This is a genomic window from Hansschlegelia sp. (genome assembly GCF_035538955.1).
Lineage (GTDB): Bacteria > Pseudomonadota > Alphaproteobacteria > Rhizobiales > Methylopilaceae > Methylopila.
On the sequence record NZ_DATLJK010000015.1, the window covers coordinates 215468 to 228048 of the forward strand.

The 12581-nt window shown below is 69.3% G+C and carries 11 protein-coding genes; 5 read left to right on the plus strand and 6 right to left on the minus strand.

All coding sequences use genetic code 11. The annotated features are described in order from the left end of the window. Positions 1-6 precede the first annotated feature (6 nt). The 5 genes from atpD to VM780_RS12980 all read right to left on the minus strand — a co-directional run bounded on the left by atpD (position 7) and on the right by VM780_RS12980 (position 6880). The gene (gene atpD / locus VM780_RS12960; RefSeq protein ID WP_325447964.1) at positions 7-1422 is read right to left on the minus strand and encodes a F0F1 ATP synthase subunit beta; all 1416 of its coding nucleotides are present in this window, start codon (positions 1420-1422) and stop codon (positions 7-9) included. 26 nt (positions 1423-1448) lie between these two features. Next, positions 1449-2330 (minus strand): F0F1 ATP synthase subunit gamma, encoded by an 882-nt coding sequence (locus tag VM780_RS12965; RefSeq protein ID WP_325447966.1) that lies wholly within the window; start codon positions 2328-2330, stop codon positions 1449-1451. A gap of 34 nt (positions 2331-2364) precedes the next feature. Next, the gene (gene atpA, locus VM780_RS12970) at positions 2365-3897 is read right to left on the minus strand and encodes a F0F1 ATP synthase subunit alpha (RefSeq protein WP_325447968.1); all 1533 of its coding nucleotides are present in this window, start codon (positions 3895-3897) and stop codon (positions 2365-2367) included. Continuing rightward, positions 3897-4457 carry a F0F1 ATP synthase subunit delta gene (locus VM780_RS12975; protein WP_414652821.1) on the minus strand — a complete coding sequence of 187 codons (561 nt, stop codon included), beginning with the start codon at positions 4455-4457 and terminating at the stop codon, positions 3897-3899. Before VM780_RS12975 ends, atpA begins: the two co-directional genes overlap by 1 nt. A 248-nt stretch (positions 4458-4705) precedes the next feature. After that, on the minus strand, positions 4706-6880 hold the full coding sequence (locus tag VM780_RS12980; RefSeq protein WP_325447970.1) for a primosomal protein N': 2175 nt from the start codon (positions 6878-6880) through the stop codon (positions 4706-4708). Positions 6881-7077: 197 nt separating this feature from the next. Here VM780_RS12980 and fsa point away from each other — a divergent pair, with 197 nt between their 5' ends. The 5 genes from fsa to VM780_RS13005 all read left to right on the plus strand — a co-directional run bounded on the left by fsa (position 7078) and on the right by VM780_RS13005 (position 11154). Next, positions 7078-7734, plus strand: coding sequence for a fructose-6-phosphate aldolase (gene fsa / locus VM780_RS12985; protein ID WP_325447972.1), 657 nt, complete (start codon positions 7078-7080; stop codon positions 7732-7734). A 151-nt stretch (positions 7735-7885) separates the two neighbouring features. Then, a complete protein-coding gene (locus VM780_RS12990; protein ID WP_325447974.1) occupies positions 7886-8269 on the plus strand; it encodes a DUF1236 domain-containing protein in 384 nt (127 codons plus the stop codon). A 105-nt stretch (positions 8270-8374) separates the two neighbouring features. Next, positions 8375-9340 (plus strand): tyrosine recombinase XerC, encoded by a 966-nt coding sequence (locus VM780_RS12995; protein WP_325447976.1) that lies wholly within the window; start codon positions 8375-8377, stop codon positions 9338-9340. Between the two features lie 256 nt (positions 9341-9596). Then, the gene (locus VM780_RS13000) at positions 9597-10565 is read left to right on the plus strand and encodes a DMT family transporter (protein WP_325447978.1); all 969 of its coding nucleotides are present in this window, start codon (positions 9597-9599) and stop codon (positions 10563-10565) included. A 73-nt stretch (positions 10566-10638) separates the two neighbouring features. Next, positions 10639-11154, plus strand: a complete 516-nt coding sequence (locus VM780_RS13005) for a DUF2059 domain-containing protein (protein ID WP_325447980.1) — start codon at positions 10639-10641, stop codon at positions 11152-11154. A gap of 18 nt (positions 11155-11172) precedes the next feature. On the opposite strand, the gene lpdA is transcribed toward VM780_RS13005, so the two are convergent. After that, complete coding sequence (gene lpdA, locus VM780_RS13010) at positions 11173-12573, minus strand: dihydrolipoyl dehydrogenase (RefSeq protein ID WP_325447982.1); 1401 nt, start codon at positions 12571-12573, stop codon at positions 11173-11175. Between the last annotated feature and the right edge of the window lie 8 nt (positions 12574-12581).

Genomic DNA, 12581 nt, shown 5'->3' on the forward strand with positions numbered 1-12581 from the left:
CGGGCCTCAGCCCTCGGCGAGCTTCTTGGCCTTCTCGATCGCCTGCTCGATGGTGCCGACCATGTAGAAGGCCGCCTCCGGGAGGTTGTCGTGCTTGCCGTCGACCAGCTCCTTGAAGCCCTTGATGGTGTCGGCGAGATCGACGAACACGCCGGGCGAGCCGGTGAACACCTCGGCGACGTGGAAGGGCTGGCTCAGGAAGCGCTCGATCTTGCGGGCGCGCGAGACGGTCAGCTTGTCCTCTTCCGAGAGCTCGTCCATGCCCAGGATCGCGATGATGTCCTGCAGCGACTTGTAGCGCTGCAGCGTCTCCTGAACGCGACGGGCGGTGGCGTAGTGCTCCTCGCCAATGATCGCGGCCGACAGGATGCGCGACGTCGAGTCGAGCGGATCGACCGCCGGATAGATGCCCTTTTCGGCGATCGAGCGGTTCAGAACCGTCGTCGCGTCAAGATGCGCGAAGGACGCGGCCGGCGCCGGGTCGGTCAGGTCGTCGGCGGGCACGTAGATCGCCTGCACCGAGGTGATCGAGCCCTTGGTGGTCGTGGTGATGCGCTCCTGCAGCGCGCCCATGTCGGTCGCGAGCGTCGGCTGGTAGCCGACCGCCGAGGGGATGCGGCCAAGCAGCGCCGACACTTCCGAGCCGGCCTGCGTGAAGCGGAAGATGTTGTCGACGAAGAACAGCACGTCCTGGCCCTGGTCGCGGAAATGCTCCGCGACGGTGAGGCCGGAGAGCGCGACGCGGGCGCGGGCGCCGGGCGGCTCGTTCATCTGGCCGTAGACCAGGGCGCACTTGGAGCCCTCGCCGCCGCCCTGCTTGTTCACGCCGGACTCGATGAACTCGTGGTAGAGGTCGTTGCCCTCGCGGGTGCGCTCGCCGACGCCGGCGAACACCGAATAGCCGCCGTGCGCCTTCGCGACGTTGTTGATCAGCTCCTGGATCAGCACCGTCTTGCCGACGCCCGCGCCGCCGAACAGGCCGACCTTGCCGCCCTTGGCGTAAGGCGCGAGCAGATCGACGACCTTGATGCCGGTGACGAGGATTTCGGTCTCCGTCGCCTGCTCGGCGTAGGAGGGCGCCGGCGCATGGATCGGGCGCAGACCCTCGTTCGGGATCGGGCCGCCTTCGTCGATCGGCTCGCCGACCACGTTCATGATGCGGCCGAGCGTGCCGGCCCCGACCGGAACCGCGATCGGCTCGCCGGTGTCGGTGACGTCCTGGCCGCGGGTCAGGCCCTCGGTTGAGTCCATCGCGATGGCGCGAACGGTCGACTCGCCGATCTGCTGGGCGACCTCGAGGACGAGACGGACGTCGTTGTTCCTGGTCTCGAGCGCGTTCAGGATCTCGGGCAGGTGCCCGTCGAACTGCACGTCGACGACGGGGCCGATGACCTGGGTGATGCGGCCGACATGTGCGGTCATTGGAAATGGTCCTCGTCGGATAATCGTCAGAGCGCTTCGGCGCCGGAGATGATCTCGATCAGCTCCTTGGTGATCTGCGCCTGGCGCGTGCGGTTGTACTGGAGAGACAGCTTCTTGATCATCTCGCCGGCGTTGCGGGTCGCGTTGTCCATGGCGGACATCCGCGCGCCCTGCTCCGACGCAGCGTTTTCAAGCAGGCCCTTGAAGATCTGGATCGACACGTTCTTCGGCAGCAGGACCTCGAGGATTTCCTCCTCGGAAGGCTCATACTCGTAGACGGCGCCGTTGAGCTGATCCTCGCCCGCGGCCTCGGGAATCTCCGCCGGGATGATCTGCTGCGCGGTCGGGATCTGGCTCACCACCGACCTGAACTTCGAGAAGAACAGGGTGGCGACGTCGAACCCGCCGTCATGGAACTCCTTGATAATGCGCTCGCCGATCTCCGCCGCGTTGGCGTAGCCGAGCGTCTTCACCTCGCGCAGCGAGATCACGTCGTCGATCTTGCCCGGGAACTGCCGGCGCAGGATGTCCGCGCCTTTGCGCCCGACGCACAGGAAGCGCACTTCCTTGCCCTCGGCGATCAGCCGCCGCGCCTCTTCGCGGGCGAGCCGCGCGATCGAGGCGTTGAAGCCGCCCGCGAGGCCGCGGTCCGCGGTCATCACGACCAGCAGATGCCGCCTGTCCTCGCCGGTCCCGGCGAGAAGCCGGGGCGCGCCGGGGGCGTCGCGCATGCTGGAGGCGAGGTTCGCCAGAACCCGCTCCATGCGCTCCGCATAGGGCCGCGCGGCCGCAGCCGCCATCTCGGCGCGACGCAGCTTCGCCGCCGCGACCATCTGCATGGCCTTGGTGATCTTCTGCGTCGCCTTAACCGAGGCGATGCGGTTCCTGAGGTCCTTTAGGCTCGCCATGGGGCGCCCGAAACTCCGCTTTTCAAGCCGCCGCTCAGGCCGAGAACGCCTTGGAGAAATCGTCGAGAACGCGCTTCAGCCTCTCGATCGTCTCGTCCTTGAGCTGCTTGTCCACGCGGATCGTGTCGAGCAGGCCCCTCTCGCTCGTGTTCATCCGCTCGAGCAGCTGGGCCTCGAACGGCCGCACCTTGTCGATCGGAAGCTTGTCGAGGTAGCCGTTGGTGCCGGCGTAGATCACCACCACCTGCTCCTCGACGCGCAGCGGCGAGAACTGCGGCTGCTTGAGGAGCTCGGTCAGACGCGCGCCGCGGTTCAGCAGGCGCTGGGTCGAGGCGTCGAGGTCGGAGCCGAACTGCGCGAAGGCCGCCATCTCGCGGTACTGCGCGAGCTCGCCTTTGATCTTGCCGGCGACCTGCTTCATCGCCTTGATCTGCGCGGCCGAGCCGACGCGCGACACCGAGATGCCGACGTTCACCGCCGGACGTACGCCCTGGTAGAACAGGTCGGACTCGAGGAAGATCTGGCCGTCGGTGATCGAGATCACGTTGGTCGGGATGTAGGCCGAGACGTCGTTCGCCTGGGTCTCGATGACCGGCAGGGCCGTCAGCGAGCCGGCGCCGCGCTCGTCATTCAGCTTGGCGGCACGCTCGAGCAGGCGCGAGTGCAGGTAGAACACGTCGCCCGGATAGGCTTCGCGGCCGGGCGGGCGGCGCAGCAGCAGCGACATCTGGCGGTAGGCGACGGCCTGCTTGGACAGGTCGTCATACACGATCAGCGCGTGCATGCCGTTGTCGCGGAAGTACTCGCCCATCGCGCAGCCGGCGAACGGCGCCAGGAACTGCATCGGCGCCGGGTCGGAGGCGGTGGCGGCGATGATGATCGAATATTCGAGCGCGCCCTGCTCCTCGAGCACCTTCACGAACTGCGCGACGGTGGAGCGCTTCTGGCCGATCGCGACGTAGACGCAGTAGAGCTTCTGGCTCTCGTCGCCGGACTCGTTGATCGACTTCTGGTTCAGGATCGTGTCGAGCGCGACGGCGGTCTTGCCGGTCTGACGGTCGCCGATGATCAGTTCGCGCTGTCCGCGGCCGATCGGGATCAGCGCGTCGATCGACTTGATGCCGGTCTGCATCGGCTCATGGACCGACTTGCGCGGGATGATGCCGGGCGCCTTGACGTCGACGCGGCGGCGCTCGGTCGCCTCGATCGGGCCTTTGCCGTCGATCGGGTTGCCGAGCGCGTCGACGACGCGGCCGAGCAGGCCCTTGCCGACCGGCACGTCGACGATCGACCCGGTGCGCTTGACCGTGTCGCCCTCATTGATGCCGCGGTCAGCGCCGAACACCACGACGCCGACATTGTCGGTCTCGAGGTTCAGCGCCATGCCGCGGATGCCGTCCTGGAACTCGACCATCTCGCCGTACTGGACATTGTCCAGGCCGTAGACGCGGGCGATGCCGTCGCCGATCGACAGCACCTGGCCGACTTCGGAGACCTCGGCTTCCTGGCCGAAATTCTGGATCTGATCCTTGAGGATCGAGGTGATTTCGGCGGCGCGGATGTCCATCAGCCGACCTCTTTCATCGCTAGCTTGATTGAGTTGAGCTTGGTCTTCAGCGAGGCGTCGATCATGCGGCTGCCGAGCCGCACGACGAGGCCGCCGAGAATCTTGGGATCGACCTTGACGTCGAACTCGACCGTCTTGCCCGTGACGTCCCGGAGCGCCGCCGTCAGCGCCGAGCGGCGGGCGTCGGTCAGAGGCTCGGCGACGGTGACCTCCGCGGTCATCGCGCCCCTGTCGGCGGCGGCAAGCGCGCGGAAGCCCCGGATCATCGGCTCGATCGCGAACAGGCGACGATTGCGGGCCACGAGGCGGACGAAATTGGTGGTCGTCGCGCCGAGGCCGGCCTTGGCCAGCACGGCGGCGACCGCGCGCTCCTGGTCCTCGGCCGAAAACACCGGGCTGCGCGTCAGGCGCCGCAGGTCTTCGCTCTCGTCAAGAAGCCGCGCGAGAGTCTCGAGATCGGCCGAGACGGCGTCGACCGCGCCCTGCTCTTTCGCGAGATCAAACAAGGCGGACGCGTAGCGTCCCGCCATTCCGGACACGATGGTGTCTTTACCTGCCACCCGAGCGTCTCTCGCTGGTTGGAGCCAAGGGCTGAAACCGGAGCGGGCGCTCCGAACCTCCCGGAACTGGTGGATCCTGGGACCTGAAAGGACCCAAACTTCGGGCGGGGTCCCGAAGACGGGCGGTGACTAACACGCCGCGCGACGCCGCGCAACATCGTGGCGCACTTGTGGCGGCGCCCTCGAAAGCTCACTCGGCTCAACCGTTTAGCCAGCTTCCGAGGGGTCGTGCAACCTGCCGGCGATCATCACAAGAAGCTTTGTGGGTCGACGTCCACCGCGACCCGCACGCCGCCCCGCGCGGGCGGCGCCGCGGCGAGCCAGGCGCGCAGATAGCCCGGAACGTCGACCTCCCGGCCGGCGTGGACCAGGAGCCGCATCCTGTGCCGGCCACGCAGCATCGCGAGCGGCGCCTCGGCCGGCCCCAGCACCCGCACATGGTCGGCCTTGGGCGCCACGCGGGCGAGCGCCCGGCCGTGCGCCTCGGCGGCCTCGCGGGCCGGCGCGGAGACCACGATCGCCGCGAGCCGGCCGAAGGGGGGCATGCCGGCAGCGGCGCGGGCCTCGGCCTGGTGCCGGTAGAACCCTTCGCGGTCGCCGGCGACCAGCGCGCGGATCACCGGATGATCGGGATCATGCGTCTGGATCAGCGCGCGGCCGGGGAGCTCGGCGCGGCCGGCCCGGCCGGTGACCTGCTGGAGCATCTGGAAGGTGCGCTCCGCGGCGCGCGGATCGGCGGCGCCGAGCGCGAAGTCGGCGTCGATCGCGCCCACCAGCGTGAGCTTCGGGAAATGATGGCCCTTGGTGACCATCTGGGTGCCGACCACGATGTCGACCGCGCCGCGCTCGATCGCGTCGAGCTCCGCGCTCAGGCGCTCGCCGGCGCCGATCAGATCGCTCGACAGCACGGTCACGCGCGCTTCCGGGAAGCGGGCGACCGCCTCGTCGCGAATCCGCTCCACGCCGGGACCGCAGGCCACCAGCGAATTCTCCGCCGCGCAGGCCGGGCAGGCGGTCGGCGAGGACGCCGAGTGGCCGCACTGGTGGCAGACGAGGCTCGCGCGGAACCTGTGTTCGACCAGCCAGGCCGAGCAGTTCGGGCACTTCATCCTGTGTCCGCAGCGGCGGCAGAGCGTCAGCGGCGCATAGCCCCGCCGGTTGAGGAACAGCAGCGCCTGCTCGCCCGAGGCGATCGTCTTGGCGATCGCCCCCACCAGCGCAGGCGCCAGCCACTCGCCGCGGACCGGCCCCGCGCGGCGCATGTCGATCGCCTTGATCTCGGGCAGGACGCTCGCGCCGTAGCGCGCCGGAAGCTCGAGCCGTTCGTAGCGGCCGCGTTCGGCGTTGACCCGGCTTTCCAGCGAGGGCGTGGCGGAGGCCAGCACCACGGCCGCGCTCTCGAGCCGGCCGCGCACCACCGCCATGTCGCGGGCGTTGTAGGCGACGCCGTCCTCCTGCTTGTAGGCGGCGTCGTGCTCCTCATCGACCACGATCAGGCCGAGATCGCGGAACGGCAGGAACAGACCGGAGCGCGCCGCAACCACCGCCTGGATGGAGCCGTCCGCGACGCCGCGCCGGACCGCCGCGCGGCCTTTTTCGCCGACGCTTGCGTGCCACACCGCCGGCCGCGCGCCGAAGCGCCGCGCGAAGCGGTCGAGAAACGGCACCGTGAGGGCGATCTCGGGGGCCATGACGAGCGCCTGCCGGCCCTCGCGCAGCGCTTCGGCGACCGCTTCACAATACACCTCTGTCTTGCCCGAGCCGGTGACGCCGTCGAGCAGCGCGACCGCAAAACGCCGCGCCGCCACCATCTCGCGCAGCCGCGCGGCGGCTGCGGCCTGCTCGCGGCTGAGCTCAGGCCCCGGAAGAGCCGGGTCGGGGCGCGGCGGAGGCGGCGGCGGCGGCAGCTCGACCAGCGCGAGCGCGCCCTCGGCGACGAGGCCGTCGAGCACCGAAGCCGAGACCCCCGCCGCCTCCGCGAGGCTTTTCTTGGACCTCGGCGCGCCGTCCGCCGCGGCGGCCAGCGCGCGGTCCCGCGCCGGCGTCCTGCGCGACGGCTGCGCGCCGGTCGCCCGCAGCCCCATCCTGGGCGCGGGGGCGGCGGCCTCCTCCGAGAGGCCGCGCAGCGCCATCCGCAGCACCTGTCCTTTTGGAGCGAGGGTGTAGTTCGCGACCCAGTCGACAAGCCGCCGCATGTTTTCCGGGAGCGCGGCCGTCGTCATCTTGCCGGCGAGCGGCTTCAGCCGGGCGCTTTCGACCGCCGCGCCGTCGCCGTCCCACACCACGCCCGCGGTCGCGCGGGCGCCGAGCGGCGCGACCACCACGTCTCCCGGCGCCACCTCGAGCCCGTCCGGAACCGCATAGCTCAGCGTCCGGTCGAGCGCGACCGGCAGCAGGACTTCGACGATGGCGGGCTGGGGCATGGAGGGGAGTCGCTCGGGCGGCGGCCGCATCACGCCTCTTCGGCGCTCAGGCCGGCGGCCGTCAAGAAGCCGTCGTCTTGCGGCGCCATCAGTGGCGCTTCAATCGGTTTTGGCTTGCGCACGCCGATGCGGCGGGCCACTTGAAACCAGAGAGGCCACGCGGCCGCACCCCCCTTTTCTTCAAGGAAGCTCTTGCGATGAAATTCTTCGTCGACACAGCCGACGTCAACGAGATCCGCGAACTCGCCGCAGCCGGACTGATCGACGGCGTGACCACCAATCCGTCGCTGATCCTCAAGGCGAACCGCCCGATGAAGGAGCTCATCGCCGAGATCTGCGACATCGTCGACGGCCCCGTCTCGGCGGAGGTCGGCGCGATCGAGTATGACGAAATCCTCCGCGAGGGGCGGATTCTCGCCAAGATCGCAGAGAACGTCGCCGTCAAGGTGCCGCTCACGCTCGACGGGCTGAAGGCCTGCCGCACCTTCGTCGACGAGGGCACGATGGTGAACGTGACGCTGTGCTTCAGCGCTCCGCAGGCGCTGCTGGCCGCCAAGGCGGGCGCGACCTTCATCTCGCCCTTCGTCGGCCGGCTCGACGACGCCGGGGTCGACGGCATGGAGCTGATCCAGGACATCCGCACGATCTTCGACAACTATCCGGACTTCTCGACCGAGATCCTTGCGGCTTCGATCCGTTCGGTGAACCACGTCAAGGACGCCGCCAAGGCCGGAGCCGACGTCGCCACCATCCCGCCCGCGACGCTGAAGTCGCTGGTCAAGCACCCGCTGACCGACAAGGGGCTCGACCAATTCCTCGCCGACTGGGCCAAGACCGGCCAGCGGATCGATTGACCGGGAGGCCGCCCTGGAGCAGGTCGCCTATACTTGGATACCGCTAGGGTGGTTTGCTAACCATCTGAAACAAAGCGTGCGCATTATAATAAGGAACCAGTCGAGCAGCTCGGCGTTCTTCTCGCAGCTTCAACAGCGAGAGAGAAAAACGATGCGCATCAGCGCCCTTGCACTTGCCGTCGCCCTTGGGGCCGCCGCCCCCGTCGCCGCTGTCGCCCAGGAAGGCACCGTATCAGGCGCTGCAGGCGGCGCAGTGACCGGCGCGGTCGTGGGTGGTCCCGTGGGCGCTGTTGTCGGCGGCGTCGCCGGCGCGGCCATCGGCACCGCGGTCGCTCCCCCGCGGGAAGTCCGTGAATATGTCGTCCGCGAGTCCCGGCCTTCTGTGCGTTACACCGGCACGGTGAAGGTCGGCAGCACCCTTCCTGAAGACGTCGAGGTCTATCAGGTTCCGGACAGCGACTACAGCTACACCGTCGTCAACGACCGCCGCTACATCGTCGGTCCGAAGCGTAAGGTCGTTGAAGTCGTCGAGTGATCCCGCTTCTTATGTGATCAGGAGCCCCGCCTCAGGCGGGGCTCTTTGTTTTTGGCGGGGGCCTTCGTCACCGCCGGTTAAGCCCGGCGGGCTAGTCTCGACCGCATGTCGGCAGAGCACGAATCCACGCTGTTTCCCGCGTCCGAAGACGTTCGCGCCGCCTATGCGGACTGGCTCGTGGGATTGGCGGCCGAGCGGCGGCTCTCGCCGCACACGGTCGAGGCCTATGGCCGCGACGTGCGGATCTTCCTTTCATTCCTGCAGCGCCATCTCGGCGGGCCGCCCACGCTCGCCGATCTCGAAGCGCTCGCCCCGCGCGACGTGCGCGCTTTCCTTTCGGCGCGCCGCGCAGACGGGCTCAGCAGCCGCTCGCTGATGCGCGGGCTCGCGGCCGCGCGTTCCTTTGCGCGTCGGCTGACCCGCACCGGCAAGGCGCAGATTTCGGCGCTCGCCGCGGTGCGCTCGCCCAAAATCGCCCGCAGCCTGCCCAAACCGATCGCGGCGCCGGCCGCGCGCAAGCTGATCGACGTCGATACCCGGGCGGGCGAGGAGCGCGACGACTGGGTGCTCGCGCGCGACGCCGCAGTTCTGTCGCTGCTCTATGGCTGCGGCCTGCGCATTTCGGAGGCGCTCTCGCTCAGCCGACGCGAGGCCCCGCTGCCAGGCGTCGACCGCATTGAGGTGCTGGGCAAGGGCGGCAAGCGGCGCCAGCTCCCGGTGATTGCAGCGGTGCAGGCCGCCGTGGCGGACTATGTCGCGCGCTGCCCCTGGCCGCTGCCGCCGCAAGGCCCGCTGTTCGTGGGAGCCAAGGGCGGCCCCTTGAGCCCACGGATCGTGCAGGCCGCGGTCGCGCGCATGCGGGGCGCGCTGGGTCTGCCGGACAGCGCGACGCCGCACGCGCTGCGGCACTCCTTCGCGACCCACCTGTTGGCGCGCGGCGGCGACCTCCGCACGATCCAGGAGCTGCTCGGCCACGCCAGCCTCTCGACCACGCAGCTCTACACCGAAGTCGACGGCGCGCGGCTGATGGCGATCCACGCGGCCTATCATCCGCGCGCCCGGGCAGGCTGAGGGCCGCGACGCGCGGGCGCCGAGCGGATCTGCGCGGCCGCGTCTGGTCGAGGCGCGGCGCGCGTGATAAGCGGCCGGTGATGTCGACCGTTCGCGCCCGCCCTCTCGCCGCGATCCGCCTTATCCGCGCCTGCCGCGGACCGGGGAACGCCTGAGCGCGTCGAAAACCCCGGGCCGCGCGGAGATGCGCGGCGCCGACCACCCCGGCTCAAGCGACGCGCTCTCCGGACGGCCCAAAGCCTCCGAGGACGACCGCATGCCCGCCTCAACCAACGCCGATCCCGAGGTCGTCGCCGACGCCGCGGCTGAACGCGCCGCCTCGCCCTGGCTCGGCTATGCGCTCGCCGCGGGGGGCGCGATCTTCTTCTCCAGCAAAGGCATCCTGATCAAGTTCGCCTATGCGGAAGGCGTCGACCCGGAGACGCTGCTCGCGCTCCGGATGGGGCTGTCCGTCCCGGTCTATGTCGCGATCGGCCTGGCGTCGGTGGCGCGGAGCGGAACGCCGGCCGGGCTCGATCGAAACGTCTTCGGCGCCGCGTTCGCCATCGGACTCCTCGGATACTGGTTCGCGTCTTACGTCGACTTCCTCGGGCTCGCCTACATCTCGGCGCCGTTCGAGCGGTTGATCCTGTTCACCTACCCGCTGTTCACGGTCCTGCTCGGGGCGGCGTTCTTCGGCCAGCCGTTCCGGCTGAAGGCGCTCGCAGCCTTCGGAGTGAGCTATGCGGGCCTCGCGCTCGTGTTCACCAAGGACATGCAGATCGCGGGGCTCGCCTCGGCGCGCGCCGGCTCGTTGCTGGTGCTGGCCTCGGCCGTCGCCTTCGCGCTCTACCAGCTGCTGGCGAAGGGCTATATCGGCCGCATCGGTCCAAAGCTCTTCACCTGCATTGCGATGTCGGCCGCGGCGCTCGGCGCGCTAATCCAGTTCGCGCTGGTGCGGGACGTCGGCGTGATCGCCGGACTGTCCGGCAAGGTGTGGCTCATCGCGGCGCTGATCGCGCTGATCGGGACGATCCTGCCGAGCTTTCTGCTCAGCGCCGCGCTGCACCGCATCTCTGCGCAGGCGAACGCCGCGATCGGCACGGTGAGCCCGGTCGCCACCCTGGTCTTCGCCGCCGCCTTCCTGGGCGAGCGGGTGACCTCTGTCGACGTGATCGGCACCGCGCTCGTGCTCGCCGGCGTCGGCTGGTTCACGCTGAGCGAGCAGCGCAACCGCGGCCGCTAGGGAGTTCTCCGTACTGGTCAAGCTGGCGCAGCGCTTGCTTCATTGGAGGCGACACGATCGGGGGAAACGAATCATGTCGCTGATGAACCGCATCGCGCCGCTCGGGCTCGTCATCGCGCTCTGCCTGACGCCGGATTCGGGCGTCTCGCAGGAGCGCTCGCCGCGCGACCAGGCGCTGCATGTCGCCGTCGAGCTCGTGAATGAGATCTCGAAGGACGACATGGTGGCGCAGCTTGTCGCGCGGTCCTGGCCGGCCTTCGAGCCGCAGCTCAGGCACTCGATGCCTAGCGCCTCGCCGGCCACGATGGCCTCGCTCAAATCCGAGTTCCAGACCATTGTGGTGCAGCACACCAAGGACCTGGTGGCCGCCGCGCCGGCGATCTACGCGACCTATTTCACCGCCGACGAGCTGCGCGACATGCTGGCCTTCTACCGCTCGCCAACGGGCCAGAAGGCGCTTCGCGTGATGCCGAACGTGATCGCCGACAGCGTGCGGCTCTCGGCAGACCGCATGCCGGCGGTGGTGGCCGAGATAGACCAGGCGTTCCGGTCTCGGCTGAAGGCGCGCGGCGTCGATCTGCCGATCTAGGCTCGTCGGCGCGCGGCCTCACATGTGAATGGCGCGGCCTTCGACGGCGAGCGCCGCCTCCTTCACCGCCTCCGACAGCGTCGGATGGGCGTGGCATGTGCGGGCGATGTCCTCGGAAGAGGCGCTGAACTCCATACCCAGCGCAGCTTCCGCGATCAGCGTGCCGGCGTCGGGGCCGATGATGTGGACGCCCAGCACGCGGTCAGTCTTGGCGTCCGCCAGAATCTTCACGAAACCTTCGGTCGTGCCGTTCGCCTTGGCGCGGCCATTGGCCGTGAACGGGAACTTGCCGGCGCGGTAATCGACGCCCTCCGCCTTGAGCTCCTCCTCGGTCCGCCCGACCGAGGCGACCTCCGGATAGGTGTAGACCACGTTCGGGATCACGCCGTAGTTCACGTGCCCGGCCTTGCCGGCGAGGATCTCGGCGACGGCGACGCCCTCGTCCTCCGCCTTGTGGGCCAGCATCGGCCCGGCGATGACGTCGCCGATGGCGTAGACGCCGTCCACGTTGGTCTTGAAATGGCCGTCGGTCTTCACCCGTCCGCGATCGTCCAGCGCGACGCCCGCCTCCGCGAGGCCGAGGCCTTCGGTGTAGGGGACGCGGCCGATCGCGACCAGCACGACGTCAGCGTCGAGCGTCTCGGCCTCGCCGCCCTTGGCGGGCTCGACCGTGACCGCAAGACGCTCGCCCTGTTTCGCGGCGCCGGTGACCTTCGAGCCGAGCCGGAACGTCATGCCCTGCTTCTCCAGCAGGCGCTGGAACTGCCGCCCCAGGTCGACGTCCATGCCGGGCAGGATGCGGTCCAAGAACTCGACGACCACGACCTCCGAGCCGAGCCGCCGCCAGACCGAGCCGAGCTCGAGCCCGATGACGCCGCCGCCCACCACCACCAGCTTCTTCGGGACCTGCGGCAGCGCGAGCGCGCCGGTCGAGGACACGATCGTGGTCTCGTCGATGTCGAGGCCCCTGAGCCGCGCGACGTCCGAGCCGGTCGCGATCACGATCGCCTTCGTCTCGAGGGCCTGGGCCTCGCCCTTCTCCGGGGACACCGAGACCTTGCCGGCTCCAAGAATCCTGCCGGTCCCGTGGAAGGTCTCGATCTTGTTCTTCTTGAACAGGAAATCGACGCCCTTGACGTTGCCCGCGACGCCCTCGTCCTTGAACGCCATCATCTGGGCGAGGTCGAGCGTCGGATCGCCGACGCCGATGCCCATCTTCCCGAACTTGTGGCCCGCCTCCTCGAACAGCTCCGAGGCGTGGAGCAGCGCCTTGGAGGGGATGCAGCCGACATTGAGGCAGGTGCCGCCATGGGTGGCGCGCTTCTCGACCACCGCGACCTTCAGCCCGAGCTGCGCGGCGCGGATCGCGCACACATAGCCGCCGGGACCGGTGCCGATGACGACGAGATCGTAAGCCATGGGTCTCT

Excerpts from the sequence above, each read along its gene's own strand:
- VM780_RS12980 (WP_325447970.1), bottom strand. The coding sequence starts at position 6,880 with ATGCCCCAGCCCGCCATCGTCGAAGTCCTGCTGCCGGTCGCGCTCGAC.
- VM780_RS12990 (WP_325447974.1), top strand. The coding sequence starts at position 7,886 with ATGCGCATCAGCGCCCTTGCACTTGCCGTCGCCCTTGGGGCCGCCGCC.
- fsa (WP_325447972.1), top strand. The coding sequence starts at position 7,078 with ATGAAATTCTTCGTCGACACAGCCGACGTCAACGAGATCCGCGAACTC.
- atpD (WP_325447964.1), bottom strand. The coding sequence starts at position 1,422 with ATGACCGCACATGTCGGCCGCATCACCCAGGTCATCGGCCCCGTCGTC.
- VM780_RS12965 (WP_325447966.1), bottom strand. The coding sequence starts at position 2,330 with ATGGCGAGCCTAAAGGACCTCAGGAACCGCATCGCCTCGGTTAAGGCG.
- VM780_RS13000 (WP_325447978.1), top strand. The coding sequence starts at position 9,597 with ATGCCCGCCTCAACCAACGCCGATCCCGAGGTCGTCGCCGACGCCGCG.
- VM780_RS13005 (WP_325447980.1), top strand. The coding sequence starts at position 10,639 with ATGTCGCTGATGAACCGCATCGCGCCGCTCGGGCTCGTCATCGCGCTC.
- VM780_RS12995 (WP_325447976.1), top strand. The coding sequence starts at position 8,375 with ATGTCGGCAGAGCACGAATCCACGCTGTTTCCCGCGTCCGAAGACGTT.
- lpdA (WP_325447982.1), bottom strand. The coding sequence starts at position 12,573 with ATGGCTTACGATCTCGTCGTCATCGGCACCGGTCCCGGCGGCTATGTG.
- atpA (WP_325447968.1), bottom strand. The coding sequence starts at position 3,897 with ATGGACATCCGCGCCGCCGAAATCACCTCGATCCTCAAGGATCAGATC.